Annotated in this window: 25 protein-coding genes; 14 read left to right on the forward strand and 11 right to left on the reverse strand. The window is 64.7% G+C overall.

What is annotated here, in order from left to right; translation table 11 throughout:
• Window positions 1-97 precede the first annotated feature (97 nt).
• Window positions 98-1,117 carry a LacI family DNA-binding transcriptional regulator gene (locus IWX64_RS04120; RefSeq protein ID WP_196865881.1) on the forward strand — a complete coding sequence of 340 codons (1,020 nt, stop codon included), beginning with the start codon at window positions 98-100 and terminating at the stop codon, window positions 1,115-1,117.
• On the opposite strand, the gene IWX64_RS04125 is transcribed toward IWX64_RS04120, so the two are convergent.
• Window positions 1,062-2,681, reverse strand: a complete 1,620-nt coding sequence (locus IWX64_RS04125; RefSeq protein WP_196865882.1) for an aromatic amino acid lyase — start codon at window positions 2,679-2,681, stop codon at window positions 1,062-1,064. The genes IWX64_RS04120 and IWX64_RS04125 overlap by 56 nt on opposite strands.
• Before the next feature lie 6 nt (window positions 2,682-2,687).
• A complete protein-coding gene (locus IWX64_RS04130) occupies window positions 2,688-3,713 on the reverse strand; it encodes an ornithine cyclodeaminase family protein (protein WP_196865883.1) in 1,026 nt (341 codons plus the stop codon).
• A 111-nt stretch (window positions 3,714-3,824) separates the two neighbouring features.
• Between IWX64_RS04130 and IWX64_RS04135 the strand changes: the two genes are divergently transcribed.
• From IWX64_RS04135 to heR, 3 genes are all read left to right on the forward strand, one after another.
• Complete coding sequence (locus tag IWX64_RS04135) at window positions 3,825-4,676, forward strand: MurR/RpiR family transcriptional regulator (protein ID WP_196865884.1); 852 nt, start codon at window positions 3,825-3,827, stop codon at window positions 4,674-4,676.
• Window positions 4,677-4,771: 95 nt separating this feature from the next.
• Window positions 4,772-6,160: a glycosyltransferase family 2 protein gene (locus IWX64_RS04140; protein ID WP_334683140.1), complete on the forward strand. Its 1,389-nt coding sequence runs from the start codon at window positions 4,772-4,774 to the stop codon at window positions 6,158-6,160.
• A gap of 380 nt (window positions 6,161-6,540) precedes the next feature.
• Window positions 6,541-7,344, forward strand: a complete 804-nt coding sequence (heR, locus tag IWX64_RS04145) for a heliorhodopsin HeR (protein WP_196865886.1) — start codon at window positions 6,541-6,543, stop codon at window positions 7,342-7,344.
• 17 nt (window positions 7,345-7,361) lie between these two features.
• On the opposite strand, the gene IWX64_RS04150 is transcribed toward heR, so the two are convergent.
• A complete protein-coding gene (locus IWX64_RS04150) occupies window positions 7,362-7,742 on the reverse strand; it encodes a hypothetical protein (RefSeq protein WP_196865887.1) in 381 nt (126 codons plus the stop codon).
• 295 nt (window positions 7,743-8,037) lie between these two features.
• Between IWX64_RS04150 and ribA the strand changes: the two genes are divergently transcribed.
• On the forward strand, window positions 8,038-9,426 hold the full coding sequence (ribA, locus tag IWX64_RS04155; protein ID WP_196865888.1) for a GTP cyclohydrolase II: 1,389 nt from the start codon (window positions 8,038-8,040) through the stop codon (window positions 9,424-9,426).
• Here the strand turns inward: ribA and IWX64_RS04160 are convergent.
• The 5 genes from IWX64_RS04160 to IWX64_RS04180 all read right to left on the reverse strand — a co-directional run bounded on the left by IWX64_RS04160 (window position 9,328) and on the right by IWX64_RS04180 (window position 13,792).
• Window positions 9,328-10,275, reverse strand: coding sequence for a lysylphosphatidylglycerol synthase transmembrane domain-containing protein (locus IWX64_RS04160; RefSeq protein ID WP_196865889.1), 948 nt, complete (start codon window positions 10,273-10,275; stop codon window positions 9,328-9,330). The genes ribA and IWX64_RS04160 overlap by 99 nt on opposite strands.
• A 43-nt stretch (window positions 10,276-10,318) precedes the next feature.
• Complete coding sequence (locus IWX64_RS04165) at window positions 10,319-11,260, reverse strand: hypothetical protein (RefSeq protein ID WP_196865890.1); 942 nt, start codon at window positions 11,258-11,260, stop codon at window positions 10,319-10,321.
• A complete protein-coding gene (locus IWX64_RS04170; RefSeq protein ID WP_196865891.1) occupies window positions 11,215-12,312 on the reverse strand; it encodes a glycosyltransferase family 4 protein in 1,098 nt (365 codons plus the stop codon). Before IWX64_RS04170 ends, IWX64_RS04165 begins: the two co-directional genes overlap by 46 nt.
• A gap of 5 nt (window positions 12,313-12,317) precedes the next feature.
• Entirely contained in the window at window positions 12,318-12,716 is a 399-nt protein-coding gene (locus IWX64_RS04175; protein WP_196865892.1) for a 6-pyruvoyl trahydropterin synthase family protein, read from the reverse strand.
• Window positions 12,717-12,787: 71 nt separating this feature from the next.
• Window positions 12,788-13,792: a zinc-dependent alcohol dehydrogenase gene (locus tag IWX64_RS04180; protein WP_196865893.1), complete on the reverse strand. Its 1,005-nt coding sequence runs from the start codon at window positions 13,790-13,792 to the stop codon at window positions 12,788-12,790.
• Window positions 13,793-13,863: 71 nt separating this feature from the next.
• Here IWX64_RS04180 and IWX64_RS04185 point away from each other — a divergent pair, with 71 nt between their 5' ends.
• Together IWX64_RS04185 and IWX64_RS04190 are read left to right on the forward strand one after the other, a co-directional pair.
• Window positions 13,864-14,298 carry an SRPBCC family protein gene (locus tag IWX64_RS04185; protein WP_024476122.1) on the forward strand — a complete coding sequence of 145 codons (435 nt, stop codon included), beginning with the start codon at window positions 13,864-13,866 and terminating at the stop codon, window positions 14,296-14,298.
• A 16-nt stretch (window positions 14,299-14,314) separates the two neighbouring features.
• Entirely contained in the window at window positions 14,315-15,034 is a 720-nt protein-coding gene (locus IWX64_RS04190; RefSeq protein WP_196865894.1) for a CDP-alcohol phosphatidyltransferase family protein, read from the forward strand.
• A gap of 22 nt (window positions 15,035-15,056) precedes the next feature.
• Here the strand turns inward: IWX64_RS04190 and IWX64_RS04195 are convergent, their stop codons facing one another.
• From IWX64_RS04195 to IWX64_RS04205, 3 genes are all read right to left on the reverse strand, one after another.
• Complete coding sequence (locus IWX64_RS04195) at window positions 15,057-15,920, reverse strand: SDR family oxidoreductase (RefSeq protein ID WP_196865895.1); 864 nt, start codon at window positions 15,918-15,920, stop codon at window positions 15,057-15,059.
• Window positions 15,921-15,984: 64 nt separating this feature from the next.
• The gene (locus tag IWX64_RS04200; protein ID WP_196865928.1) at window positions 15,985-16,908 is read right to left on the reverse strand and encodes an aldose 1-epimerase family protein; all 924 of its coding nucleotides are present in this window, start codon (window positions 16,906-16,908) and stop codon (window positions 15,985-15,987) included.
• Entirely contained in the window at window positions 16,908-17,387 is a 480-nt protein-coding gene (locus IWX64_RS04205; RefSeq protein WP_196865896.1) for a DUF3515 domain-containing protein, read from the reverse strand. The genes IWX64_RS04200 and IWX64_RS04205 overlap by 1 nt, the downstream gene beginning before the upstream one ends.
• Before the next feature lie 111 nt (window positions 17,388-17,498).
• On the opposite strand from IWX64_RS04205, the gene IWX64_RS04210 reads away from it, so the two are divergent.
• From IWX64_RS04210 to IWX64_RS04240, 7 genes are all read left to right on the forward strand, one after another.
• Window positions 17,499-18,533 carry an LCP family protein gene (locus IWX64_RS04210; RefSeq protein WP_196865897.1) on the forward strand — a complete coding sequence of 345 codons (1,035 nt, stop codon included), beginning with the start codon at window positions 17,499-17,501 and terminating at the stop codon, window positions 18,531-18,533.
• Window positions 18,534-18,577: 44 nt separating this feature from the next.
• Window positions 18,578-19,318, forward strand: a complete 741-nt coding sequence (locus tag IWX64_RS04215) for a hypothetical protein (RefSeq protein ID WP_196865898.1) — start codon at window positions 18,578-18,580, stop codon at window positions 19,316-19,318.
• Window positions 19,319-19,457: 139 nt separating this feature from the next.
• Window positions 19,458-20,642 carry a glycosyltransferase family 4 protein gene (locus IWX64_RS04220; protein WP_334683141.1) on the forward strand — a complete coding sequence of 395 codons (1,185 nt, stop codon included), beginning with the start codon at window positions 19,458-19,460 and terminating at the stop codon, window positions 20,640-20,642.
• An 11-nt stretch (window positions 20,643-20,653) separates the two neighbouring features.
• Window positions 20,654-22,390 (forward strand): glycosyltransferase family 4 protein, encoded by a 1,737-nt coding sequence (locus IWX64_RS04225; protein ID WP_196865900.1) that lies wholly within the window; start codon window positions 20,654-20,656, stop codon window positions 22,388-22,390.
• A gap of 35 nt (window positions 22,391-22,425) precedes the next feature.
• On the forward strand, window positions 22,426-23,274 hold the full coding sequence (locus tag IWX64_RS04230) for an ABC transporter permease (RefSeq protein ID WP_334683142.1): 849 nt from the start codon (window positions 22,426-22,428) through the stop codon (window positions 23,272-23,274).
• Entirely contained in the window at window positions 23,264-24,145 is an 882-nt protein-coding gene (locus IWX64_RS04235; RefSeq protein WP_334683143.1) for an ABC transporter ATP-binding protein, read from the forward strand. Before IWX64_RS04230 ends, IWX64_RS04235 begins: the two co-directional genes overlap by 11 nt.
• Before the next feature lie 233 nt (window positions 24,146-24,378).
• The gene (locus IWX64_RS04240) at window positions 24,379-26,055 is read left to right on the forward strand and encodes a glycosyltransferase family protein (RefSeq protein ID WP_334683144.1); all 1,677 of its coding nucleotides are present in this window, start codon (window positions 24,379-24,381) and stop codon (window positions 26,053-26,055) included.
• Window positions 26,056-26,059 lie beyond the last annotated feature (4 nt).

A 26,059-nucleotide genomic window follows, 5' to 3' on the forward strand; every position in this document is an offset into this window, starting at 1 on the left:
CACTTACTATCAATTGAACCGGTTCACACATCGGTTTGTCAACCGCCATTCCCCACCGCTGGGGCAGTCGGTAACGCTCCGGACGTATGCTGGTCTGATGACCGGGGCCCAACGTAAGACACTCCAGGACATCGCTGACGCTGCGGGATTGTCGAAGGCCGCCACCTCCTATGCGCTGCGGGGCCTGAAGGGTTCCGAAGCCACCCAGACCCGGGTGCGCGCCATCGCCGACGAACTGGGGTACTCGGCCGACCCGATCGCCCGGGCCCTCGCCAGCGGGCGCAGCGGCAACGTCGCGATCGTGGGTTCCCTCCGCGACCTATGGCGGCAGGGCCTGGCCGTGATGCTGTCCGAGGAGCTTCGGGCGCAGGAACTGTCCTCCATCATTGCCGACGTCGACGGCTCGCCCGAGCGCGAGGCGGCGGTCCTGCGCTCACTGGCGGCCCAGCGGGTGGACGGCATTATCGCGCTCCCGGTCGATCCCTCGGCCGGGTACTGGGCAGAGGTGCCGGAGCAGACGCGCATCGTCTCCATCGGGGATGCGCTGACGGCGCGCCCGGAATCGGAGAGCGTCCTGTTCGACAACGAGTACGGAGTCGGCACCGCGCTGCAGCATCTTGCTGACCTGGGCCACCGCACCGTCGGGTTGCTGGCGCCCACGCTGCCCACCACCCCGGGTCGGCCGGCGGAACTGCTGGCCCGGAGTCTGGGGGAGTCGATGGGGCTGACGGTTACGGTGTCGTCGTCGCCGTCGTCAGTGCACGGGGCTGCTCACGCCGCATCCCGGCTGCTCGCCGGTCGCAGGCGGCCCACAGCGCTGTTCTGCCTGGGGGACTCGATTGCGTTCGGCGCCTACCGTGCCGCGCGGGACCTGGGGCTGCGGGTACCGGCGGACCTGTCGATCCTCGGCTTCGACGACAGCGAGCTGGCATCGCTGGTCAGCCCCGAGCTGACCACTTTCGGCTGGGACGAACAGGCCATCGTCGATGCGGCCGTCAGTGCCCTCACCATGCCCGAGGGCATGGGGACTGCCAGTGGCCGGGTGATGTTCCGCCCGATCTTCATTGCGCGGGAATCGACAGCTCCTCCGTCGCCACCCAGCGGCCCCAGCCACTAGCGAGCAGCTCGTTGAGCAGGGAAATATCTTTACCGAACGCGCGGTCATCGGTGCCTGCGGGCAACAGGGCGGACGCGTCGTCCACCAGCGTCCCGAGCCGTTGGTCCACGTGTTCCAGTGGGTCCTGGGCCAGCCGGACTCCCTGGATCACCGTGAGCAGTTCGCATGCGAAGACGTCCCGTAGGCCGACTGCCGCGTGACCGCATGCCTCGGCGGCCTCCGCGGAGAAACTCTGCACGTCCTCCTGCCCGAAGGATGTTTCGATAGCGCCGACGCTGGAGGGTCGCGCCGCGGCCACCAGTTCATGCACGACGCCTACGGTCCGCTTGTGCACGGCGACCATCCCCGCGTGCAGGCCCGGCTGGCCGGACAGCTGCCGGGGGAGGCCGGTGAACCGCTCGTCCAGCAGCCGGTGCACGCGGGCCGCCGACGTCTCCGCGACGTGGATCAGGGATAGCCGCAGCCCATCGAGGGACGCGGCCAGATCGAACCCGTCGAACCCCGCGGTTCCAATAAACCGCCCAGCCAGGTAGGCCGGCGAATCGGTGACACCGTTCAGGGCGCGTCCGACGGCGGCATCCACCGTCGCAATCGACCGAAGCAGTTGGGCGACGGCCGGGCCCAGCACCCGGAAGGAGAGAGGCGACTGCAGGGTGCGGGGAGCGGGGTCGGAACCGGCGAGCTGGCGGATCGCCCCCAGCACCGTGCCCAGCTCCGCGTCGGCGCGGGCCAGTGCGGGATCAAACGGGTCCCGGCTCGCCCCCACCAGGGCGATCTCAGCCGACGTGAGAGCAACAGCCTGGGCGGCCAGCAGCCGGGCATCATTGGCCAGCAGGATGGCAAGCGCCGTGGCGACCGGAACCCCCTCGATCAGCGCCACGCCCTCCTTGGTGCCATAGGAATAGGGCGCCATCTGTGCCGCCTCGAGCACTCCGGCGGCGTCGACGGCGGCGTCGCCCGTGATATGACCGGCGGTATGACCGGTGACCTGGACAGTCGTGCCGCCGGCAGCGTGACCGGTCGAGCGTGCCGCGCCCCCGTCGGCCAGGAACGCGCCGGAACCGGTGAGGGCTCCGCCGAGGTGGGCGAGGGGGATGATTTCGCCGGCAGCGCCAATGCGGGTGCGGGGGATGGCCGGGAGCAGATCCATGCTGAGCAGCTCCGCCAACCTGACACACAACTCTGCCGAAACGCCGGCATCACCGGAAAGGAAGGTCCTCAACCGGACCGCGATGACCGCACGGGTCTCCGGACGGTTCAGCCAGGGCGCCGATCCCACCGCCCGGGCAAGCATGAGGTTGTCCTGGTGCCGGGACTGCGCGATGACATCGAGCGGAACCTCGCTGGCGGCGCCCATCCCGGTGTTCACTCCGTAGACGGGGTTGCCGTCGTCGAGCAGCTCCAGCACCTCCAGACGCTGTGCCGAGATGGCGTCAAGGAGGCTCTTTTCCAGCCGCAGCGGCCGGCCTCCGGCAATCTCGGCGATCGCGGGGGCGTCCAGCTGGTGGGGGTCGGAGATGCGCAGCACGGTGAGGTGGTCAACCGGGGCGTGGGTGTGATGCATTCGGCGCTACCGGTACCTGAGCATGGTTCCGGTATCGGTCTGCTCCGCCTTGGTGAGGATCAGGTGGGCTACCGCGACATCGAGGATTGACAGTCCGCGGTGCCAGAGCAGGATCCGCTCGTCGTCGTTTTCCCGGCCAGGCTTCTGCCCACTGACAATCTCGCCAAGCTGCGCGTACAGCGTCTCGGGGGACAGCCGTCCGGTGTCCACGTGCGGGCGGAGTGCCCCGAACCGGCCCGACTGCGCCTCACGCCAGTCATCCACCACCACCTTGTCCATCACGTCCAGGAGATCCAGTTCGACGGCGCTGACCGTGCCGTAGGGCACCACAAACGCGCCGGGCTTGACCACGCCGGTCCGCAACAGCGGGGCGGGCTCGTTCAGGCGGGACGCCTCGACCAGAATGTCTGCGTTGTCGAACGCTTCCTCGGCGGTGTCCACCACGCGTACCGGGGTGCTGATCTCGGCGCGCAGCTGCTCGGCGAAGGCCTCACGGGATTCGGGGCGCTTGCTGGTCACCCGGATTTCGTCGAAGTCGAACATGCTGTCCAGCATGGTGACGTTGGAGAAGGCGGTGCCTCGGGCCCCCACGTGGCCCAGGATCTTCGAGTCCTTCCGGGCCAGGTGCTTGGCGCCGACGGCGGTCATGGCGCCGGTGCGAACCTCGGTGACCAGGGTGGCATCCATGACGCAGAGCGGGACTCCGGTGGTCGGGTCGTACAGGGTGGCCATCGCGAGTTCGCTGGGCAGCCCCTGCAGGTAGTTGGGGACAAAGTCACCCACCACCTTGACGCCGCTGATGCCATTGGCGCCCAGATTCGAGACATGGCCGCGCAGAACGTTGAAGTGCCCTACCCCGCCATTGTTGGGCATCAGGTGCATGCGGGGTTCGAAGACCGTCTCGCCGCGGCCATGGGAGGCGACGACGTCGTCGACAGCCTTGATGATCTCGGGACGGGTGAGTTCCAGTGAGTCAATATCCGGGCCGCTGAGGAATCGAAGCCAAATTTCGCGGTGTCCCTGATCTGACAAAAGAACCTCCGAAGGTGAATTTTTTCATGCACGTGGTGTAGCTGTGTATCATGCTATTCATAGTGAGCGGGATCACCAAACGATGATGTTACCGAAACCGGGGGACCGACTGTGCTGAGCGACCAATCATCAGCCGACCGCGCGCATGACTGGCTGGTGGACCTGGCGCACCGCCACCGGGTCTCGCCCACCCAGCGCCGCGTGATCCAATACATGCTCGCCTCCCTCCCGGACGTGGCCTTCGCCTCGACCATCGATGTGGCCGAGGCGGCAGGGGTCAGCCAGCCCACCGTCACCCGGTTGGCGACCGCGCTGGGGTACCCCGGCTATCCCGAATTCCGCAGCGCCATCCGCGACGTGGTGCGCGGCAAAACGGCCGCGCTCAACGGCGCTGGTGCGGAACGGCCGACCATCCTCGAGTTCGAGCAGCAGAACATCGGCGCCCTCGAGCGCACCGTTGCCAGCGAACAGATGCAGCGGGCCATCGACCTGCTCGCCGGTACCCAGCCGCTTGGCATCATCGGCCTCAGGGTTTCGGCCGCGCTTGCCGAGTACCTCGGGTACTTCGCCCGCCGGGTACTGCCAGACGTGCATGTACTCTCCGATGCCGCCTCCATGGATGACGCGATCCTGCAACTGCACCGCAATGGCGCCACAGCGGTCGTGGCTTTTGTGATGCCCCGGTACCCGGCGGTCACGGTCCGGGCACTGGCGCAGGCCCGGTCGCTCGGCATGGCCACGGTGGCCATCGTCGACAGCCCCCTGGTGCCCTTTGCGAACGACGTCGACGCCCTCCTGGTCGCGCCCGTCGGCACCGACCTGGTATTCGATTCCCACGCCGCCGCCGTCGTCCTGGCTATCTCGTTGCTGGATGCGCTCGCCGCCCTGGACCCGCACCGCACCCAGGAACTGCTGGAGGCGCATGAGGAACTCGTGGAGCGCTGGGCACATACCCAGCGATAAGCACCAGGGTCAGTTCGCCTGAGCGACCCTTGTGTTAGCTTTCACTCATGGGGGCTAATTGGTTTCAGCGGTGGGTCGGCATTTTCATAGCGGTTTTGGCAGGCGGCGCAGCGGCGCTTCTCTGGTTTGCCGTCGCCAGCGGAGACCCGCAGGTACGTGACGAACCGACCGAGGGTTACCTCCTGGGTTTCTGGCGTGTCCTCTACGATTCCGAGGCGCCCACGCTACGAGTGATCCTGACGGCAGTGGCTATGGCCCTGTTGCTCGCGGTGGGTGTTGCGTTGTTGGAACGGCGCATCGCATCGAGGTCACGACGCTCAAATGATGCGTCAGCGAGTCCGCTCGCGCCGAAGATTGTCATGGCGGCCACCCGTGGGGTGTATGCGGGTCCGGTTACGGTGACGGTTCTGATTCCCTCCCACAACGAGGAAGTTTCGTTGCCCGCTACTATTGCTTCGCTGCTGGCACAGTCTCATCCCCCCGACCGGGTGATCGTGGTGGCCGACAACTGCACCGACTCCACTCCCGACGTCGCCCGAAGGGCTGGTGTTGAGGTGTTCATTTCTGTCGATAATGAGCACAAGAAGGGGGGAGCGCTCAACCAGGCGCTGGCCCAACTCCTTCCGGGCCAGCGGGACAACGACGTCGTCATGGTGATGGATGCCGACACCAGGCTGGACGACGGCTTTCTTGAGGCAGCGATCCAGCGGTTCACCGCGGACAGGGCGTTGATGGCCATTGGCGGCCTCTTCTACGGTGAGGAGGGCCACGGGTTGCTGGGCCAATTCCAGCGCAACGAATACATCAGGTATGCACGTGAAATCCGCCGACGCCGGGGTCGAGTGTTCGTGCTGACCGGTACAGCGTCGATGTTTCGCCCCCTCGCCCTCCGGACCGTGGCGGAGAGCCGCGGAGTGCTGATCCCGGGCGAGCCGGGCAAGGTCTATGACACTGCTGCATTGACTGAGGACAATGAGTTGACGATTGCGCTGAAGTCGCTGGGCGCCCAGATGGTGTCGCCCGCCCAGTGCACTGTGGTCACCGAGTTGATGCCAGGGTGGGGAACCCTGTGGGCGCAGCGGCTGAGGTGGCAGCGTGGCGCTCTGGAGAATCTGGGCGCCTACGGCGTCAGGTCTCAGACCATGCGGTACTGGGCTCAGCAGCTGGGTATTGGCTATGGGGTTATCGCCCTCGGCTCTTTCCTGCTACTGATTCTGGTGACGTTACTGTCGCTGGAGGAATGGATCTGGTTCCCTTTCTGGCTGAGCCTGGGGGTGCTCTTCATGATCGAACGGGTTGTCACGGTCTGGAAGGGTGGATGGCGCGCACGCGTGTTGGCGGCCACCCTGTTTCCTGAATTGTGCTTCGACATGGTCCTGAACGTTGTGTACGTCAAGGGGATCCTTGATATCGCCTTCCGTCGGCAGGCGACCTGGAAGCACGTCACCCACGAGGGACAACACCTACCCCAGGAAGTGGGCTAACCGATGTCGGTTCTCTCCGTTGTGCCCGCCGGGGTCCTGTTTCCGGAATCAGTTCTGCACTCCGAGTTGTTCGCAGTTCTGGCGGCTTTCGTCGCTATCAACACCGTCATGTATGCAGCGCTCGCGGCCGCCAAAGTACTGCCCAAAATTTATCCGTCAGATTGGACTCGGGGGCGGAACCGCCGGACGGAAACGCGCAGTATCTACCCAGCCGACTTCCAATGATGCATCGGTCGCCAGGGGATTTACACAAACTGTCAGCTGCTGCAAGATGACAGGGACGGTCACCAGGAGGTCCCAGGGAGCACGCGCGGTAGGTATCCGCAGGTGTTACCGTGAGGATCACACAGGGAGAACGTCCACTGCCCAAGGAGATTCCCATGGCGCGCGCAACCCGTACACCCGACGAGAACATCCGTCGTCTCCGCCCCTACAACCTTGTGGCCGGGTCCTTGCATCTGGTGCAGGCCGTCGTCTTTGGGGTCATCCTGGCAATGCTCGATACGCAGGTCACTTTCGGTGTGACCGCGGACTATTTGTCGGGTCCACCCGGGTTCCCGTTGCCCCCCGAGCGGGTGGATCTATTCGCAGTTAATGTGGGCGCTGGAGTTGTCCTCTTCCTCGCGATCTCCGCGCTGTTCCATTTTGCCGTCGCATCGCCGCTCTTCTTCCCGCGCTACGGGACCGGGCTGCGGGCAAACCGCAACTACTTCCGCTGGGTCGAGTACTCGATCAGTTCGTCAGTGATGATTTGGTTGATTGCCCAGACCACCGGGATTACCGACGTCGCCGCACTGGTTTCCCTGTTCGCCGCCAACGCAGCGATGATTGGTTTTGGCGCCCTGCAGGAAAAATACGAGACACCCGGCAGCGGAAACTTTCTGCCTTTCATCCTCGGGTCATTGGTCGGATTGGTGCCGTGGATCGTCATCCTGATCTATTTCATTTCCCCCGGGTCGACCAGCGCTGCGGAGCCGCCCGCTTTCGTGTACGGCATCATCATCTCGCTGTTCATTTTCTTCAACACGTTCGCGATCAACCAGCTGCTCCAATACCGTCAGGTGGGGCCGTGGCGGGACTACCTCTTCGGCGAACGCGTCTACATCACGCTGAGCCTCATTGCCAAGACCGCGCTCGCGTGGCAGGTATTCTCAGGCGCCATCATCCCCGCGCTGACCGGCTGACCTGCTCCTCCAGAGCGTTAGCCCCGGAGGCGTGCCTCATGGAGCCGGTCGTCGAGTTCCTCAAGATCCTTGACGGCTGCGCAGACCAACAGTTGTCCGAAGGTAGGGGTGCCGGAGACTGGCGCGCTGCCATCGGCAGGTGAGGCTTCGGGGCCGAGCGGAATCTCCGAGGTTCGTTCGCAGAGTTCGCGGGCGTCCAGGACGGCCTGCACCAGCGGGCGGCGAAGGGCTTCCAGCCCAGAAAGGCGCTGTTCAGCGCTTTCCGTGCTACGGCGGCGAATGCGGGAAGTAATGGGAAATTCGGGAGAGTTGATGAGGACCGCCAGATTGCCGTCCTGGGCTGTATATGAGCTCGCCAGTCGGCGTCCGGTGTCGGATGATGGCCGTTTCGATTCCATGCTGCCCTATGCTCGGATGTCGGCAGCACCCCAGCGGGCTGCCCGTGCTCTGTAACCGGCTTACGTATTGTCCGCCGGTTGGCTAGCTATTTGGGTCAACGTCCCGAATGCCCGGCCAGTTCCTCCCCTCAACGGTAGTAAGCCTGAAAAGCCCCGGCTATGGTCAGCATGCTTTCTTTATGCGACTGTGGCTGACGCTGCACAACCGTGACGACATTGTGATCGGCTCGCCGGGAAACAATGCCCCACGGTGACCGCGGACCGCAGACCCGGGCCGGTCGCCTATTGTGAGATTATGTCCATCAATTCGGCCCCCGGCTGGGGCGCCTCACAGGTAGAACGTGTTGTCGAGACAGTGTTGCCGACACGCTATGGCGTGTTCCGGATGGTGGGATACCGCGATTCCGGGAACAACGAGCACGTGGCGCTGGTGAGGGGCGATATCAGCAACGGGGCGGTCCCGCTGGTGCGCGTGCATTCCGAATGCCTCACGGGGGATGCCCTCGGGTCCTACCGGTGCGACTGCGGCGAGCAGCTTGCGGCCTCCCTGCAACGGATCAGTGAGGAGGGCACCGGCGTCGTCATCTATGTCCGCGGGCACGAGGGACGGGGAATTGGCCTCCTGGAGAAGCTGCGTGCCTACGCGTTGCAGGACCAGGGCGCCGACACCGTTGACGCCAACACCTCGCTGGGACTGCCGGTCGATGCACGCGACTACGTGCAGAGCACCGAGATCCTGCGCGATCTCGGGGTCACCCGCATCCGCCTGCTCTCCTCCAACCCCGCCAAGCAGGAGGCCCTGGAGAGCGGCGGCATCACCGTCGCGGGACGCAGCGGGCTGAACATTGCACAGCGGCCCGAGAACGCCGACTACATTGCCACGAAGCGAGCCCGGATGAGGCACGACGGCGAACCAGTCCAGGATGTCTGGCGCCAGCTCACCGAGGGCACCGTCCCCCAGAGGTCGGTGCTCGGCCTCGCCGCCGAGCTCATTACCCGCTACGGCCCCCTGGTGCAGGCCATCCGGCCCGACGGCCGACTGGTCATTGGCCAACTCGGCCAGAGCCTGGACGGGTTCATCGCGTCGCGGACCGGCGATGCACGCTTCGTGACCGGCAGCGAGGACCGCGAACACCTGCACAGGCTGCGCGCTCTCGTGGATGCGGTGGTGATCGGTGCGTCGACGGTGACCGCGGATAACTGCCAGCTCACGGTACGGGCGGTCGAGGGGCCCAACCCGCTCCGGGTGGTGCTGGATCCTCACGCCCGGATACCCGCCAGCTCCCTGGTCCTCACCGACGGCGCGGCTCACACCCTCTGGCTGGTAGGCACCGACGTAATGCTTCCCACTGATCTGGCCGACAATGTCAGCGTCCGTCGGCTGGCAGCCAATGACTTCGCACCGGACCGCCTGCTGAACCTGCTGACAGACCTCGGATACCCCCGCGTACTCGTTGAAGGCGGCGGGCAGACAATTTCTCGCTTCCTGGAGGCAGGGGCGCTGGACCGGCTGTACCTGACCTGCGCGCCGATCCTGGTGGGCGACGGTGTGCCCGGGATCCGGTTCGTGGGTAGTGATGCGCTCTCAGGTGCCCTCTCCGCGCCCGTGCGGCGTTTCGACTTCGGCAGGGATGTCTGCACCGAGTTCGACTTCTCGGCGATCCTCCCCGTGCCCGTTCCCTAGCAGGCCACGGACAAACAGGACCAGCAGGAGGGCTGCGCCGGGCAGGACCGAGACCAAAGCCAGCAGCCCATAGCCGACCGACACCTCGATTCCAGATGCGCCCGCGTAGCCGAACATCATGAACGCGACGGCGGTGACGCCCTCCCGGGGCCCCCAACCGCCCAGGCTCAGGGGGATTGACATCCCGGCCAGGCAGATGGCGGCGAGCCCGACGACGTCCGCCGGGTCCAGCTCCGGTGCGGTCAGGGCCGCCGAGACTGCAAACAGTGCCGCATACGATCCCCAGCCCAGCACTGACAGAGCCCACACGGCTGCGACCGTCCGGTGGGGCAGCCGTCGCAGTGAGGGGCGTGCGGCCAACAGGACCAGCATGGTGCCGGCGGCAACCGCGGCCGAGACACGCCAGTCCACCGCCAGGAGGGCTGCTGCCGCCGTGAGCAGCACGATCACTGTCCCGGCCAGGCGCTCACCCAGCACGGAGCCGATACTGCTGAGCCAGCTCGATTGGTAGGCCGAGCGCTGCCGGGCGGTGCGAATGGCATCACCCGCCAGGCCACCCGGAAGGACCGCATTCAGGAAGGACGCCTCGTAGCACTGGGCCAGGGCACCGCCAGCGGGAAGCTGCATCCGGAAGCCTCCGGAGACCAGCCGCCAGCGCTGGGCCTGGGCAGCCGTCCCGAGCAGTCCAAGCATTAGGGCTGCGGTAATTGACGGGAACGTCAGCGCCTCCAGTCCGGCGGCGAACGGGCCGGTGCCGAACACCCGGACCAGCAGGTAGATCAGGGCGGTCGCGCACACAGCCTGGAGAACCCCCAGCCAGTGGCGGCGGGCCTGCGCGGAGAGGCTCATTGGGTAGTAGTTGTCATTGCGATAGTTGGAGGGGGATGAGCTGTCACCGTTGCGGTGGGAGGGCCAGGAGGTCCCGGTGGCCGATCGTCAACCGGAGAGTGCCAGCCGCTGCCTGGTCTGCCCGCCGGGCCAGCCAGTCGCCCGCCTCCGCGGCAAGGGTGGGGTCTTCCTCGAGGACGGCGTCCACCCGGTCGCTGAGGAACCGGTCGATCAGCCGGGCGTGGTCACCGGTCAATTCCCATGGCGTCTGAACGGTCGTGACGGTGAAGCCGGCGTCGGCAAGGAAACCCGCAGTCAGGTCCACTGCCTCGGCGCCGGCCCGGTCCCCACGGTTCTGGTGTCGGTTGAAGGCGTCGTTGAGGCGGACGTCCAGGGGGTCGGCTGGGTCAATCTCCATCACTCCGGTGACGCTGAGGCTGAACAGGGCGGCGGTCCCCGTCGAGGCCAGGGTCACGCAGTGAGCCTCGAGCTGGGCGGGGGTCAGGAGATCCAGGAGCGCCGAGCAGGTCACAAACCGGTTCCGGTTCGAGGCATCGCCGTCAGCGGCGGCCGGATCACCGCTGGCGGCGGGATCAGTGTCAGCCTCAAGAATCTGCCCCAGGTCTTCGATCCCGGCGACCACTGCGGCCGTGCCGGTGACGCCGTCGACCGGTGGCGCACTCAGGGTGTGGTCCAACAGGTCAGCGTCATGGTCAATCAGGGTCCACTGCTGGGCCAGGGCTAGCTGCGGGGCGAGCCAGGCCTGGTTGGCACCCGTCCCGGCCCCCAGATCGAAGATCCTCACCGGCCCGCGGCTGTCGGCACCGCCGGTTTCGGCGAGGAAATCCAGCAGCGCGGCGAGGAGGGGCTTGCTTGCCTGTCGGGCGGCTTCGTCGGCGGGGCGGCGGAGGGAGAGCCAGTCGCTGCTGATCGGTCGGGGTGCGTCGGGGTCCGCAGCGGTCACGGATCGATGATCTTCAGCAGCGTGGTCGCGGTAGTGGCCCATGTCGGCAGTGTACCGCGGCGGAGCAGCGCGGCGGCCCGCCACGACTCCCGCAGTGGCGCGTCGGTGAGCCACGCCCGCAGCAGTTCGCTGAGATGTTCAGGGTTGGAGGGGTCGACGACGGCGCCCGCCAGGTCCCCGCCAGCGTTCTCCGGGGTGCCGCCCGTGAGGGCTTCCACCGCGCCGGTGCCGCGGCCAACCACACCGGGGATGCCACGTGCCAGTGCCTCGGTCACCACCATCCCAAACGTCTCCGCCACGGAGGGCAGGAGCAGCAGGTCGGTCCGCGCCCATTCGGCGTCGAGCGCAGACCCGCGCAGCACGCCGGGGAAGGCCACCCGCCCCGGCGGGAGCTGCCCGGCCAGCTCCATCAGCCTGGTGGCGTGCGGACTGTCGAGTGGTCCGCCCACCAGGGAGGCGGTCCAGGGCAGGTCGACGATGTCGGCGAGCGCGGCGAGCAGCACGGAATGGTTCTTTCGGGGCGTTAGCGACCCGACCATCAACAGGTGCGGCGTGTTGTTCCCCGCGGGACTGCCGGCGTTGCTTCCTGTGTTGCCCCCGCTGCTGTCCCCCATGGCGATCTCCGCCGGTTCGGTGCCGGGCGGCACGGCGTACACCCGGTCCAGCCGGTAGCGGCGCTGCAGATCCTCCCGGGCCCAGTTACTGGTGCAAATCACTCCGGTGGCGTGCCGCAACGCCGTCTCCTCCGACGCCGCAAAGGCCGCCTGCTGCGCCTCGCTGAGGCCGGTCTCCGCGGGAAGCGGCAGGTGAAGCAACACCCAGACGGTGGTGCCGGCGTCGACCGCTGCCCGCACCGCCTCGGGAGCGGCGGACGCCATGAGCCCATCGACCAGGACCACGGAGCCAGTGGGGCCCTCCCGCAGCGCAGCGGCCAGCACCCGGTGGTGGTGCGGAGAGGCGTTCGGCCAGTTGCCGCGTACCGGGATCATTTTCACGCGGTGTCCGGCGTCGCCCAGCGCCGTGGCCAGCCGGTCGTTGTAGATGCTCCCGCCGCTGGGTCCGGGTGCGCCGGGATCCACCAGGGTCAGGTCCATAGGAGCTAGCCCGGCACGTCTGCCGGGTCGAACTCCACCGAATAGCCGGCCCAGGCGTCCGGGTGCTCACGGAGCACCACGTCGAGTCCGGCGAAGGGTGAGGTGTCGAACCGGTCCTGCAGGCGGTCGGCAATGTACCGGGCCACTGCCTCGGTAGTGGAGAGGACCCCCGCGAAGTCGGGATGCTCGTCAAGGTTCCGGTACCGGAGTCCGTCCAGGACCTCGCCGAGCATGGCCGTGGCTTCGCCGATGTCGATCACCACCGCGTGTTCGGTCAACTCACGACGCCGCCAGGTCACCTCCACCACCAGCGTCGCGCCATGCAGGCCCTGCGCCGGGCCGAAGAACGGGTCGGGAAGGCTGTGGGCGATCATCACGTGGTCGCGGACGGTCAGGCGGTACATGGATCTCCTGTGGTCAGTGGATACAGCGGGTGACGCGGGACTCCGAGACTATCGCGGGCTCGGCACCGGAACTACGCGGTGGTGTCGGCGCCCGGGTAGGCGATGACGTGGCAGAGGGCGGAGAGGGTGCCGCTGGACAGATCGCGCATCACGTTCGGCAGGTCCTCGAAGGGAGAGGATCCGCTGAGCAGCGCATCGAACGCCGGATCCTTCAACGCTTCGAGGGCGGTGGTGAGGCGGTCCTGATGGGTGCGGCGGGCCCGGCGCGGAGCGGCAATGGTGCCCACCTGGCTTGCCCGGATGCTGAGCCGGCGGGCATGGAAGTCTGCCCCCAGCGGCACTTCGGGGGAGTGGGTGCCGTACCAGGACAGCTCGATCACCTCGCCCTCATCACCGAGTAGGCCCAGGCCCAGCGACAGGCCGGCGGCTGTGGAGGAGCAGTGGAAGACCAGGTCGCAGTCGCCTGCCGCGTCGTCCGGGTGCACCCAGTCCACGCCCAGTTGCTCGGCGAGCGCAGCGCGGGTGGGGTCCAGATCCACCAGCTGGAGGCGCGCCAGGGGGAAACGGCGGAGCAGCGTCGCGATGGCGGCTCCGATCATGCCACCGCCGACGACGGCGATCCGGTCGCCGATGCACGGCCGGGAATCCCACAGGGCGTTCACTGCCGTTTCGACGGCGCCGGCCAGTACGGCGCGCTCGCTGGGGACGTCGTCGGGAATCAGGGTCAGCGCGTCCACCGGAACCACGTAGCGGTCTTGGTGGGGGTAGAGGCAGAAAACCCGCCGGCCCACCAGGGATGCGGGGCCGTCCTCAACCAACCCCACAGAGAGGTACCCGTACTTCACCGGACCATCAAAGGAGCCCTCTTGGAAGGGTGCCTCCATCAGTGTGGCGATCTCCGGGGGAATGCGCCCATCGTGGACCAGCGTCTCGGTTCCCCTGCTGATCCCCGAATACAGGGTGCGGACCAGTGCCTGGCCGGGCTCCAGCGGAGGCAGGGGAGCGGTGCGGAGTTCGCCGTGCCCGGGGCTGGTGGTCCAGTACGACTGGCTGTGATGCGGGGAAGTGCGAGACATAACTCGATTATGCCCTGCACGCTCGGTGGCGCCCCCAGCCTTTTGGCAGATGTGATCAGTAGACTGGGTAGATGATTACAGTCAAGGGAACCATCAGCACACCCCTTTCTCCCGCGCAGGCTTTCGCTTTCCTGAAAGAGTTCGAGAACACCAGCGAATGGGATCCGGGCACACCGGTGGTCGAGAAGCGTTCCATCGGCCCCGTTGCCGTGGGCCACAAGTACCACGCGGAGGCGGAATTCCGCGGGAAGCGTCAGCCGATCGAGTACGAAGTGACCGAGCTGCGCGAGGGTCACATCAAGTTGCGGGGGGCGAACAAGACCCTCGTATCGTTCGACTCGATCGACGTCGTCCCCTCGGCGACGGGAAGCGACGTCACCTACACGGCCGAGTTCTCGCTGAACGGGTTCCGGCGGATTGCCCAGCCATTCCTGAAACCAGTGTTCAACTCGCTGCGTGACCCCGCGCTGAACGGCCTGCGGGACAAGCTCAACTCACTCGTCTAGCCGGAAAGAGAAGCCGGTGGCGCGGGTCAGTAAACGGGCGCTCTTCGATGCGTCGATCGCAGTGCTGGGGTCTGCAGGGATTGGCATCACCCTGCTGGCGTTGAACGATTCCCACAACGTCACCAACCTGGCCGCCGTCGTCGCCGGGCTGACGCTGGTGACCGTCGCGGCGTTGAGTGTGGTGCGACGCCGACCGTCCTACTCGGGACCTGCCGATCGGGTCACACTGCTGCGGGCGGTGCTCGCGGGGGGTTGCGCCACGATCGTGGTCCTGTCCCTCTGGGGGGACGTGCCCACCCGGTCGTGGTGGCTGGTTCTGCTGGCTGCACCGGCGGTGCTGCTCGACGCGGTCGACGGCGCGGTGGCCCGGCGGACGGGCACCGCGTCCACTGCGGGTGCCCGCCTCGACATGGAAACCGATGCCATCCTGCTGCTGGTGCTCTCAATACCGGTGGCACTGACCGTCGGCTGGTGGGCGCTGCTGATCGGCCTGATGCGTTACCTGTACGTGGCGGCGTCCTGGTTCCGCCCGGTACTGCGGGGCGACCTGGAGTTCAGCCAGTTCCGGCGGGTGGTCGCCGCCACCCAGGGGGTGGTGCTGGTGGTGATCCTGGTCCCGCTGACGCCGGTAGCGCTCGCGGTCCCCGTGGCGGCTGCTTCCCTGTTGTTGCTGGCAGCGTCGTTCGGCCGGGATGTGGTGGCGCTGGAGCGCTCGGCCCGCGCTCTCAGTTCCTGACCGGCTGCTCCTTGTGGAGGAGCTACCCGGTGGGCATGATCAGCTTGCCCACCGACTGCCGGAGCGTCGTCGTCGCGCGTCCGATCACGCGGGAGAGGGTTCCATCGCTTTCCGCGAGGAGACCCGCCGCGATGTTCGCGTCGAGTGCAGAGACAAATCCGGCGGTTCCATCGTCCAGACCGAAGCCCTTCAGCGCTGCGCTGTGCTCGTCGGTGGTGAGCTGGTTGACCGTTACGTGGTTCCCGGAGATTGCCGAGATGGTGGCGGCCAGCTCCTCGACGTCCCACGGCGCGTCGCCGCCCAGTTCCAGGATTTCGCCGTCGTACGCGCTCGATAGCAGGACGACGGCGGCTGCCTCGGCGTAGTCGGTGCGGGCGGCGCTGGCGACCTTGCCGCTGCCGGCGCTGGTCATGATGCTCCCGGTGGAGACCGCCTGCCGGATGGTGTCGGAGTAGTTTTCGGTGTACCAGTTGTTGCGCAGCACCGTGAGGGTTAAACCGGACTTTTCGAGGAGCTCCTCCGTCGCCTTATGGTCGGGTGCGAGGACCAGGGCAGAGGTCGAGGCCTGGGGGGCGCTGGTGTAGATGAGGGAGGCGCCGGCCCGCCCGGCAGCGTCAATCACTGCCTGGTGCTGCGTCACGCGCTGGCCCACGTCGGTGCCGGAGATGAGGAGCACCCTCTCGGCCCCCACGAAGGCGGCGTCGAGGGAAGCATGGTCCTCATAGTCCAGGCGCGCCGTCCTCACTCCCAGGGACGCCAGCGATGCCAAGGCGTCGCCGTTGCGTCCGCCGGCAACGATGGTTGACGGATCGACGTTGCGCGCCAGCAGGTGCTCGACCACCTTGCGGCCCAGATGGCCTGTGGCTCCGGTGATGACGATTGACATGTGGTTCCTCCCGTTGGGCACTGAAAGTGGTGCGTCTACAGGAGGTAACCGAGGGGAACCTGTTTCACTTCCCGAGGGCGTGGATCCGCCAGCTCACCGAGTGGCTGTTACCGGGCGCCAGGACCAAAAGGTTGGTTCCGGAGTTGAACGCGTCCGGTGGGCAGGTCATCGGCTCGACGGCGAGGCTTCCGCGGCTTTCCGGCGGATTGCCCGGCAGATCGCCGGTATGGACCTGGACCCAGGGAAGGTCACGGCCGAAGGAGACGGCCGCGCCCGTTCCGTCGGCGCCGGTGACGCTGACCGTCGCGAGGTCGTCGGCGTACCCGACGTCGGTGAACGCGTGGTCGAGGAAGGCCGTGCCGATGCGGGTGGGCGAGCGGAAGTCGAAGTCCCCGGTGACAGCGGCCAGCGAGGTGGGAATGAGCCGGTCCTCGGTCACTTCCAACACGGTGTCGGCGGGCAAGGTGAGGGTCCACTCGTCCACGGGGCCGTCGCTGGCGACCAGGTAGGGGTGGGGTCCCACGCCGTAGGGTGCGGCGTCGGGCCCGGTGTTGACGCTGGTCACGGTGGTGGTGAGGCCGTCGTCGTCGAGTGAGTACTGCACCTCGACGGAGAGCCGGAACGGGTAGCCCTTCTGCGGCACGACGGTCGCCCGGAGCCGGACCGAAGCCTCGCTGTGCTCCACCGTTTCCCACTCGTCCCAGGCGAGGAGCCCGTGCAGGGCGTGGCCCCGCTCGGGTTCGGTCAGGCTGAGCTGATGGGTGGTCCCGTCGAAGTCGTAGGTGCCGTCCACTACCCGGTTGGGCCACGGAACCAGGAGTGCGCCGCGGTACTGGGGGCGGATTTCGTCGGCGTCGTAGTGCCGGGTGAGGTGGTGTCCGGCGTAGCGGAGTTCACGCAGCGAGGCGCCCACGCTGGCGACGACGGCGGTGTAATCGCCGTGCCGCAGGAGGTGCTGCCGTCCGGACAGGGGAGTGGTGTGGTCCATCATGACCCTTCGGTGGGGAGTTCGAGCTCTTCGTTGAGGCTCAGGCATTCGGAGTCCTGTGCCACCACCGACACCGCGGTGCCCAGATCCACCAGGATGGTGCTTGAGGCCACCTCGTTCGGGTCAAACAGGATTTCCACCGCCGGGTCGCGTCCGTAGGTGGTGGCGCGCCACACCTCTGCCTCTTCCTGGATGATCCAGTCGATGCCGTTCACGGAGGCGCAGGCGTCGGTGGTGGGACCGGGAACGGCGACGCCGCAGCGCAGCACCACCTGGGACGGGTCGCCCCACGCGGCGGTCGCCTGGCTGTTGGTTTCCCGCAGCTCGTTCTCGGCGACGACGTCCGGCAGGGACACCATCACCGAGGCGCATTCGGGGTTCGCGGCATCCGGGGCTGCCTCCACCCCAACGATCGGCGAGCAGGCGGCTATGCCCAGAACGACGACGGCAAGCGGGGGCAGGAGTAAGGAGGCACGCATGTTGCCAGCTTAGTAGCCGTGGGGAGGTGAATCGGTGGCAACGGTTCCCAGCGTCCTCCCACGGTTGAAGGTTAGGATAGGAAGCTGTCTCATGTCAGGGGAAAATCCGTCGTGTCAAATTATCTTGAAGACCCCGTCGAACCGAAGGCCCGAAAGAGGCGCCCGGGTCGCCTTGTTCTCTTTTCGGCGCTCGCGCTGGTGCTGGTGGCCTGCCTCGTTGCTGGTGGATACCTGTTCAATCTCGCGAACACGTATAACTCGCAGACCGACACCATTGCCGAGGTGTTCCCGGAAGGCACCGACCGTCCCACCCGGGCCGCTGAAGCCGAGGGAGCACTGAATATCCTCCTGCTGGGCAGCGACGAGAACGGGGGCAGCGGCGAGACCGAGAACCTGCCCGGGGTCCCCAACGAGGGACGCTCCGACACCATGATGCTCATGCACCTTCCCGCTGACCGGGAGGGTGTGTACGTCATGTCGATCATGAGGGACACCTGGACCGAGATTCCTGGCTACGGCGAGCATAAGATCAATGCCGCCACCGCGTTTGGGGGCGTGCCGCTGCTGGTTCAGACGGTCGAAGGGTTGTTTGACGCACCGATCGACCACGTCGCCATCATCGACTTCGAGGGTTTCACCGGTCTCACTGACGCGCTGGGGGGAGTGGAAGTGGACAACGAGATCGCGTTCCAGTCACGCGGTGCCGACGGTGAATTCTTCGCGGAGGGGCCCATCACCCTGCAGGGCGAATCGGCGTTGAAGTTTGTCCGGGAACGGTACGCCTTCACGGACGGTGACTATCAGCGGGTGAAGAACCAGCAGCTTTTCATCAAGGCGATCATGGGTAAGTTCCTCACCGCCGAGACCCTGTCGAACCCGCTGAAGATCAACGAGATTGTCGGCCAGGTTTCGCCGTATCTCAGCGTCGACGAAGGTCTTGACGCCTCCGCTGCCGGCAGCCTGGCGCTGTCACTGCGGAATGTCCGCAGCAATGACGTGGAGTTCTTCACCCTGCCAAACCAGGGCATCGGCACGTCTGCTGATGGGCAATCCATCATCGTGAAGGACGACGCCGCCATCGCCGAGATCGCTGAAGCGCTGGATGCCGACACGCTGAGCGACTACGTCGAAACCGCTGCCCCGTAGTACTGCCTGCTCTTGCAAGGCCCGCCGAAGTAGAATAAGGACCCATGGAATTATTGATGCGCCGCGCTCTTGCCGGCCTGACGGTCGGCGCGCTGTGCGTGGGCCTCGGCGCGGGAGTGGCTTCGGCTACCGAAACGCCAACGCCTGGCCCATCGCTCAGCCCTTCTCCGACGCCGGCGCCGCAGCCTCAGCCAGGTCCGGTTCCCGCCCCGCCGCCTGCACCGGCCCCCGCTCCGGCGCCGCCGCCCGCCCCGGAACCGGAACCTGAACCTGCCCAGCAGGGGCCCGCCATTGACCCGGCGACCGGATTCGAGGTTGACCCGGTCACGGGGTACCCCATCCACCCGCCCACGGGTTTCCTGATCGAACCCGGGACCGGCAATCTGATCGACCGGGCGACCTTTTTCTACACCGACTTCCGGTGGATCGCCGTCACGGGTGGAGTAGTCGATCTCACTGACACCTTCGAGGCCGAGGAAACCCCGGAGCCGGAGGAAACTGAGACGCCGGAGCCGGAAGCGACCGAGTCAGCGGAGCCCGAGGAGACCAAAACACCCGAGCCCACCGCCACAGAGACCAACACGGCGACGCCTACCCCTTCCGCCACGCCGGAGCCCACTGAAACCGCAACGGATGTCAGCGAGGCGAGCTCAACCGAGGAAGCCTCAGCTGGCTCAAGTCCACTGACGCGTGGGCTGGTCATTGCAGGTTTGGTCGGTCTGGGAGTGCTCTACTACGCGAAGCTCCGGGGAGGCAATTCGCCGCGGCCAAAGCCCGAGAAATAGACCCGGGCGACGGCGGGATAACTGATGTTCGAGCGCGCTAAAACGACCGTTAGGTGACCTTCGGTCTACACTTGAACCTGATCCTGCTCGACACGAAGCAACCGAGACACTTTGGGGGTGTACGTTGCGTATTTTACTCTTGACGCATTCATATGCCCCGGAGCATAGCCCGCCCCAGCGTCGTTGGACGCAGTTCATCCGATCCTTTCGCGCGGCTGGTTGGGACGTCGACGTCGTCGCACCAGTCGCCCACGCTCCCTTTGGTAAGCGGACACTGCCTCGCAGGCAAGCCGGTCGGCCATTCATGTGCATGGCCGGCCAACACGGGGAGCGCATTCGGCGGGTCCCTTTTCTCTGGCACCGGAACACCCGGTTAGGTCGACTCAGCAACCACCTTTTTTCGGCGGCCTGCAGTATCCCTGCTGCTTTCCTGTCGAAACGACCCGACGTCATCATCGTCACTGTGCCTAGCCTGCCCATCCTTGGCGCAGGGTTTGTGGTTTCGCGACTGATGCGTCGGCCCCTTGTCGTTGACATGCGCGACGCTTGGCCGGACATCGCCCGGGATGCCAAATTGGTGCGCAGCGGTGCCAAGGGGTTAGTTGAACGAATTATTATGGCCATCCAGGAGCGAGCCGAGCTGGTGGTGACTGTGACCCATGGATTCGCCCGGACGCTCCGCCAACGTGGCTTGAAAAATGTTGCAACGGTCAGCAACGGTGTTGATCTGCGGGGGCTGGATAAGTTGGCTCCTCCACCCCTGGAAGCGGATCGGCTCGAGGTGCTGTACCTCGGGAATCACGGGGAAAGCCAGATGCTCGACGTGCCCATCCGGGCGGCAGCGCTAGTAGGGGAGCGGATGCGCCTCACTATGGTGGGTAATGGAGTTCAGCGTCCTGAGCTGGTCCGTTTGGCTCACGAGCTGAACGCCCCGGTGGAATTCCACCAGTCCGTTTATGGACCTGCGGTCAGGGAGTACTACAACCGCACCGATAGCTGCATCGTCTCGCTGCGGGATGACTGGAAGTCTTTTGAGACCACCATCCCGTCCAAGACCTACGAAGTGCTGTCTCTGGGGCGGCACGTCACCGGCATTGTGTTGGGGGAGGCGCAGAAAATTCTTCAGGATGCCGAGTCCGGGCACATTGTCGCCTGTTCGCCGGAAGACGTTGCGGAGCTCTGGCGGAAGCTGGCCGCTGACCGTTCGCTGCTCCAGGTCAATGGGGCAGGACGCGCCTGGGTGAAGAACAATGCCGACGTTGAGGCGTTGGCCCAAAGCTACATCGATCTTCTGGCTGAGGTTGCTGGGGGCCCGCACCGGTGAAGGTTGGGGCTTTGCTGCGCAATGCGCGATTGTTGGGCGTCACAGCCCTCCGCCATCTGGGCGATGACCGGTTCTTGCTGTTGCTTCAGGTGTCTCGCCGGTTGCCCAGCGGTGTTGTGCACCGGGCGGCGGGAGCGGCGTCGCTTATTAATCGTGGCCCGGTGACGCAGGCTGTAGCCGCATATCTCCGCGGGGAAAGCGGCCGTACCCAGGAAGTGTTGCAGTCGGCATTGGACGCCGGCGGACGGGCTTCAACGGCCATCCGACTGGCCGAGGTGTCGCTCGCCGCCGGGTATCCGACGATGGCGGACGGATTCCTCATTCGTGCCCTGGCGCCGGGCGCGCCGGATGCCAGCCGGACGGTGGCGCGACGGCGCTGGTACGACGGCGACATGAGTGGCGCTGTGGAGGTGCTGGAAGCGGCGGGACGGCGACGCTCGGCGGAGAGGCTTGAGTCGGAACGTCGGGTCTTTGCCGGCTGGACACCCAGTGTGGCGCCGGTAAAGGGCTATGTGCCCCGGGACCGCACGGTGCTGCACGTCCTGACGAACTCACTGCCCCACACCGGTAGCGGCTACGCCCAGCGGTCCCATTCCATCCTGAAAGCCCAGCACGACGCAGGATGGAACGTGCATGCGGCAACCCGCGTGGGTTATCCCGTGCAGGTGGGAAAACTCTTTGCTGCCGACCTCGATGTGCTGGAGGGTGTCTCCTATCATCGGCTGTTGCCTTCGACTCTGGCCGAAGGATTTGATGGCAGGCTGCAGCAGCAAGCTGAGGAACTCCTGGCCCTGGCGCTGCAGGTCCGGCCAACCGTTCTGCACACCACCACCCACTTTGTGAATGGCCTGGTGGTGTGCGAAGTTGCCCGCGTGTTGGGCATCCCCTGGGTATATGAGGTACGCGGCCAATTGGCTGACACTTGGGCATCAAGTCGTAGCGATGCCGCAAAGAAGAGCGAACGCTATAGGCTCTTCACTGAAAGTGAAGCGCAGGTTATGCACAGTGCCAACCTGGTGGTGACGTTGGGTGAGGCTATGAAGCAGGACATCGTGGGCAAGGGAGTAGACCCGCGCAAGATTCTGTTGTGCCCGAACGCTGTGGGCGATGAGTACCTCGACGAACCGATGGACTCACGGAGCGCCCGTCAGTCACTCGGACTGCCCAGCGACGGCGTGTATGTCGGCACTGTCAGTAGCATCGTCGACTACGAGGGTCTGGATGACCTTCTGCGGGCGTTCGCCGTATTGGTGGCAGACCTTCCTGGTTTGCGGTGCCTGATCGTGGGGGATGGGGTGGCTCTACCCTCGCTGAAGACTCTGGCCGAACAACTTGGCGTGAGGGCCCTCGTGACGTTTACCGGCCGAGTGCCTCGTGAGGAAGCTCGGCTTCATCATCAAGCCATAGATATTTTTGTTGTGCCGCGGAAGGACCTGGAAGTGACCCGAGCGGTGACGCCGTTGAAGCCAGTCGAGGCGATGGCGTGTGCGCGGACGGTGGTGGCGAGTGACCTTCCCGCCCTTCGCGAGATCGTTTCGGCTGACACCGGGGTGCTGACCGTGGCCGGGGACACAGCGTCCCTGGTGTCCGGTATCCGTGGGCTCATTGCCGACGGTGGTGCGCGTCTCAAGTCTGAGGCCGCTGCAATGGGTGCCGAAGGTCGCCGACAGGTGCTGTCGAATCGGACCTGGGTCGGGAACTCGGCTGCTCTGCTGGACGCTTACCCCGCACTGAGGTGTTCCGCCTGATGGCAGATTCGAAAGGGAAGAGTCGCGCTAACGTTGTGCCGACCTCTGTCAACCTTCGCGGTCTGACCAGGGTCGGGGCAAAACCTCCGTTCCTGGACTACCTGGTTGCGCTGTGGGACTACCGACATTTCGTCTTCTTTGACGCGAAGGCGAACGTTCAGTCGGGCAATAGTCGAGACCGATTGGGCAGCATCTGGCTGATCCTGAACCCGGTGCTCAGCGGGTTGACGTATTACCTGATTTTCGGCGTACTCCTCCAGGCCAGCCGCGGCGTAGAGAACTTCATCGGCTACCTCATTATTGGAGTGTTCCTCTTCCAGATGAGCAGCCGCGCCATTTCCAATGGCGCCAAAGCCATACGGTCCAACCTCAAAGTTGTCCAGGCATTCAACTTTCCCCGGGCCACCCTGTTGTTATCGGTGAACATGCGCGAACTACTCGGCAGTGTGCCGGTTGTTCTAGCGATGTTCCTGCTGATCCTCCTTTTCCCACCCGAGGAACAAATTTCCTGGCTCTGGCTCCTGATTGTTCCCGCCCTCCTGTTGCAGACAGTGCTCAACCTGGGTGTCGGACTGGTTCTGGCGCGGGTGGTCTCGAAGGTCAACGACATCTCGAACCTGTTGTCGGTTGCCCTCAGGTTCCTGATGTACGGCTCCTGTGTGATTTTCCCGATAACGCTCTTTGATCAGTTTCCGACCATCAGGGCGATCATCGAGTGGAACCCGATTTATCAGATGCTCACCATTGTTCGCCAGGCCGTTCTCTACAACGAACTACCCGCATGGGAGTCATGGGCGATTCTGGCTGCCTGGGCATTGGGCTTCTTGGCCGTGGGACTTGTCTATTTCTGGAACGCAGAGGAAACGTACGGCCGTGACCAGTGAGATCGAATTCGTAGCCGAGCAGCCTGCTGTCGTGGTGGACAAGGTAAGCATGGTCTACCAGGTCCAAAGCAAAGAGCAGGCAGCCCAGAAGGGGCCCCGTCTGCTACGGCCCGTTCGACGGGCTATCGGGCGGGACACCTCCGTAAAGCTCCAGGCGCTGAAAGAGGTCTCCGTGGTGGTGCACCACGGGGAGTCCGTCGGAATTATTGGGCGCAATGGTTCAGGCAAGAGCACTCTGATGAAGCTCATCAACGGGCGCGTGCCGCCGTCGTCGGGCGCAGTCTACGCGTCCGCCAGGCCAACGTTACTAGGAGTAAGCGCCGCGTTGGTCCCGGACATCTCAGGGGAACAGAACATCATGCTGGGGTGCCTGGCCATGGGCATGTCAAAGGCAGATATTGCCAGCAAATACCAGAGCATCGTGGAACTATCCGGACTGGAGGATTCCATTCATTTACCCATGAAGACATACTCCTCCGGGATGGGGTCTCGGCTACAGTTCGCCATTGCCACCGCAGTGGATACGGAGATCCTCCTGATCGATGAGGCGCTGAACACCGGAGATGACCAGTTCAAGGGCCGAACCAAGCAGAGGATGAATGAACTTCTCACCAACGCCGGTTGTGTGTTTCTCGTGAGCCATAGCCTAGGCACCATCAAGGATATGTGTAGCAGGGTGATCTGGCTCGACGAGGGCGAGTTGGTCATGGATGGCAACCCCGATGAAGTGATCAAGTGGTATCGCACCTTCGTCAAACACCTCACGGCACGAGATCGGGTGGCTGCCATGAAGACCAAGCGACGTGTGATGTATGACCTGGTAGTGCCCGAGGTGGTTGTCCGGGAAACCGGCCGAAGGAGCACTGAATGATCCGGTCGGGAGTCCGTAGGGGTCGAGCAATGCTGTGGCATTTCCGCCGGGGAGGAATCCCTGCTGTCCGCGTCTGGCATCAAAGGAATCAGGCTGAGAAAGGCGTCTTCACAGTAGACAACGCCCGTGGGGCAGAGGGTGCGTGGACGGGGCGTCGCAGATCCAAACGCTTGGTTTTCGCCGAAGCAGAGCCGATACGCACAGAGGCGCCGAGACGGTCTGTTCGCGCGGCGGTGATCCTCGACGAGTTCTCTGCATCGGCATTTGCCTATGAGTGGGAAATGATCCGATTGACCCCCGAGAATTGGCCGTCGGTGGTTGCCAATGACCGGATCGACTTGCTGTTCGTGGAGTCAGCCTGGAACGGGAATGGGGGTGCCTGGCAATACAAGCTGACAGGCTCGTCAGGGCCCTCAGAGGGGTTTCGGGATCTGCTCCAAGCGTGCGGCGACAAGGGAATTCCGACGGTTTTCTGGAATAAAGAGGACCCCCCTCATTATGAGGACTTCCTACCCGTCGCAAAGTTGTTCGATCGTGTGTTCACGAGTGACTCAAACATGGTGGATCGGTATAGGACGGACCTGGGGCATGATCGGATAGAGTCGTTGTCCTTCGCAGCTCAACCGGCCATCCATAATCCGGTGCGTCCGAAACATGGATGGCATCAACGGGACATAGCCTTTGCCGGAATGTATTTCCGACACAAGTTTCCTGAACGGCGGGCGCAGATGGATTTGCTGCTCGGAGCCGCAGCTGATGCGTCGGCGTCTATGGCGACGGGACTCGAAATATTCTCGCGCAAGTTGGGTGATCGGGAAGACTATCAGTTTCCTTCGGGGCTATCGCCCCATGTTGTCGGTTCGCTGCCGTATTCCCAGATGTTGACGGCATACAAGGCGTACAAGGTATTCCTCAACGTCAACTCTGTGACTGAATCCCCGAGCATGTGCGCTCGTCGAATATTCGAGATTACCGCTTCTGGAACCCCAGTAGTCTCGACGCGCAGCGTCGCTATTGAACGCTACTTCGCTCCTTCTGAAGTTCCGATTGTCGAGACTGCAGACGGCGCGGCAAGCCTACTCTCTGCCCTCGTTCAACAAGCCTCGCTGGGTGAGCGGCAGGTGCACCTCGCGCAGCGTGCAATCTGGCGGGAACATACCTATGCGCACAGGGCTGAACAGGTTCTTCGGTCAGCTGTGCCAACGCTTGCCCAACCGGTTGCTTTGCCGAGTGTCAGCGTTTTGGTATCGACGATTCGCCCACACCAGTTAGAGCACGTATTCCGAACGGTTGGTGCACAGCTCGAGGTAAGTCCAGAGCTTGTATTACTTACACACGGGTTTACAGCCGATGCTTCGACACTGGAGAACTTGGGAAAGCGCTACGGCATCAAATCCTTGGTTGTCCTTACTGCGCCATCAAGCCAAAGTTTGGGTGAGTGCCTGAATGACTGCGTCGCTGCGGCATCAGGCGCTGTGCTTACCAAAATGGACGATGATGACTTTTACGGGCAGCACTACCTCGTGGACCAGCTCGGCGCGTTGAACTACTCCGGGGCTCAGGTCGTCGGCAAGCAAGCCCATTACATGTACCTTCAGTCTCATGATGCGACGGTCCTGCGTTTCGCTCACAAGGAACACAGGTTCACTCGAATGGTCATGGGACCTACTATTCTCGCGCCTCGAGGGGTCTTCCTTCAGCACCCGTTTGAACGGCGCAGCACAGGGGAAGATACTGCGTTCCTGCAGGCAGTGATCGCTGCCTCGGGGACTGTCTATTCATCCGACCGATACAACTACTATCAACAACGGAATGGGTCAGGTCACACCTGGCAGGTATCCGACTACGAAATCCTGGCATCCTCGGACATCGCGTTCTATGGAAAGCCTGACAACCATGTATCAATCTAAGGGG

Origin of the sequence: Arthrobacter sp. CAN_A212 (assembly GCF_015752345.1) — a bacterium.
Lineage (GTDB): Bacteria > Actinomycetota > Actinomycetes > Actinomycetales > Micrococcaceae > Arthrobacter_D.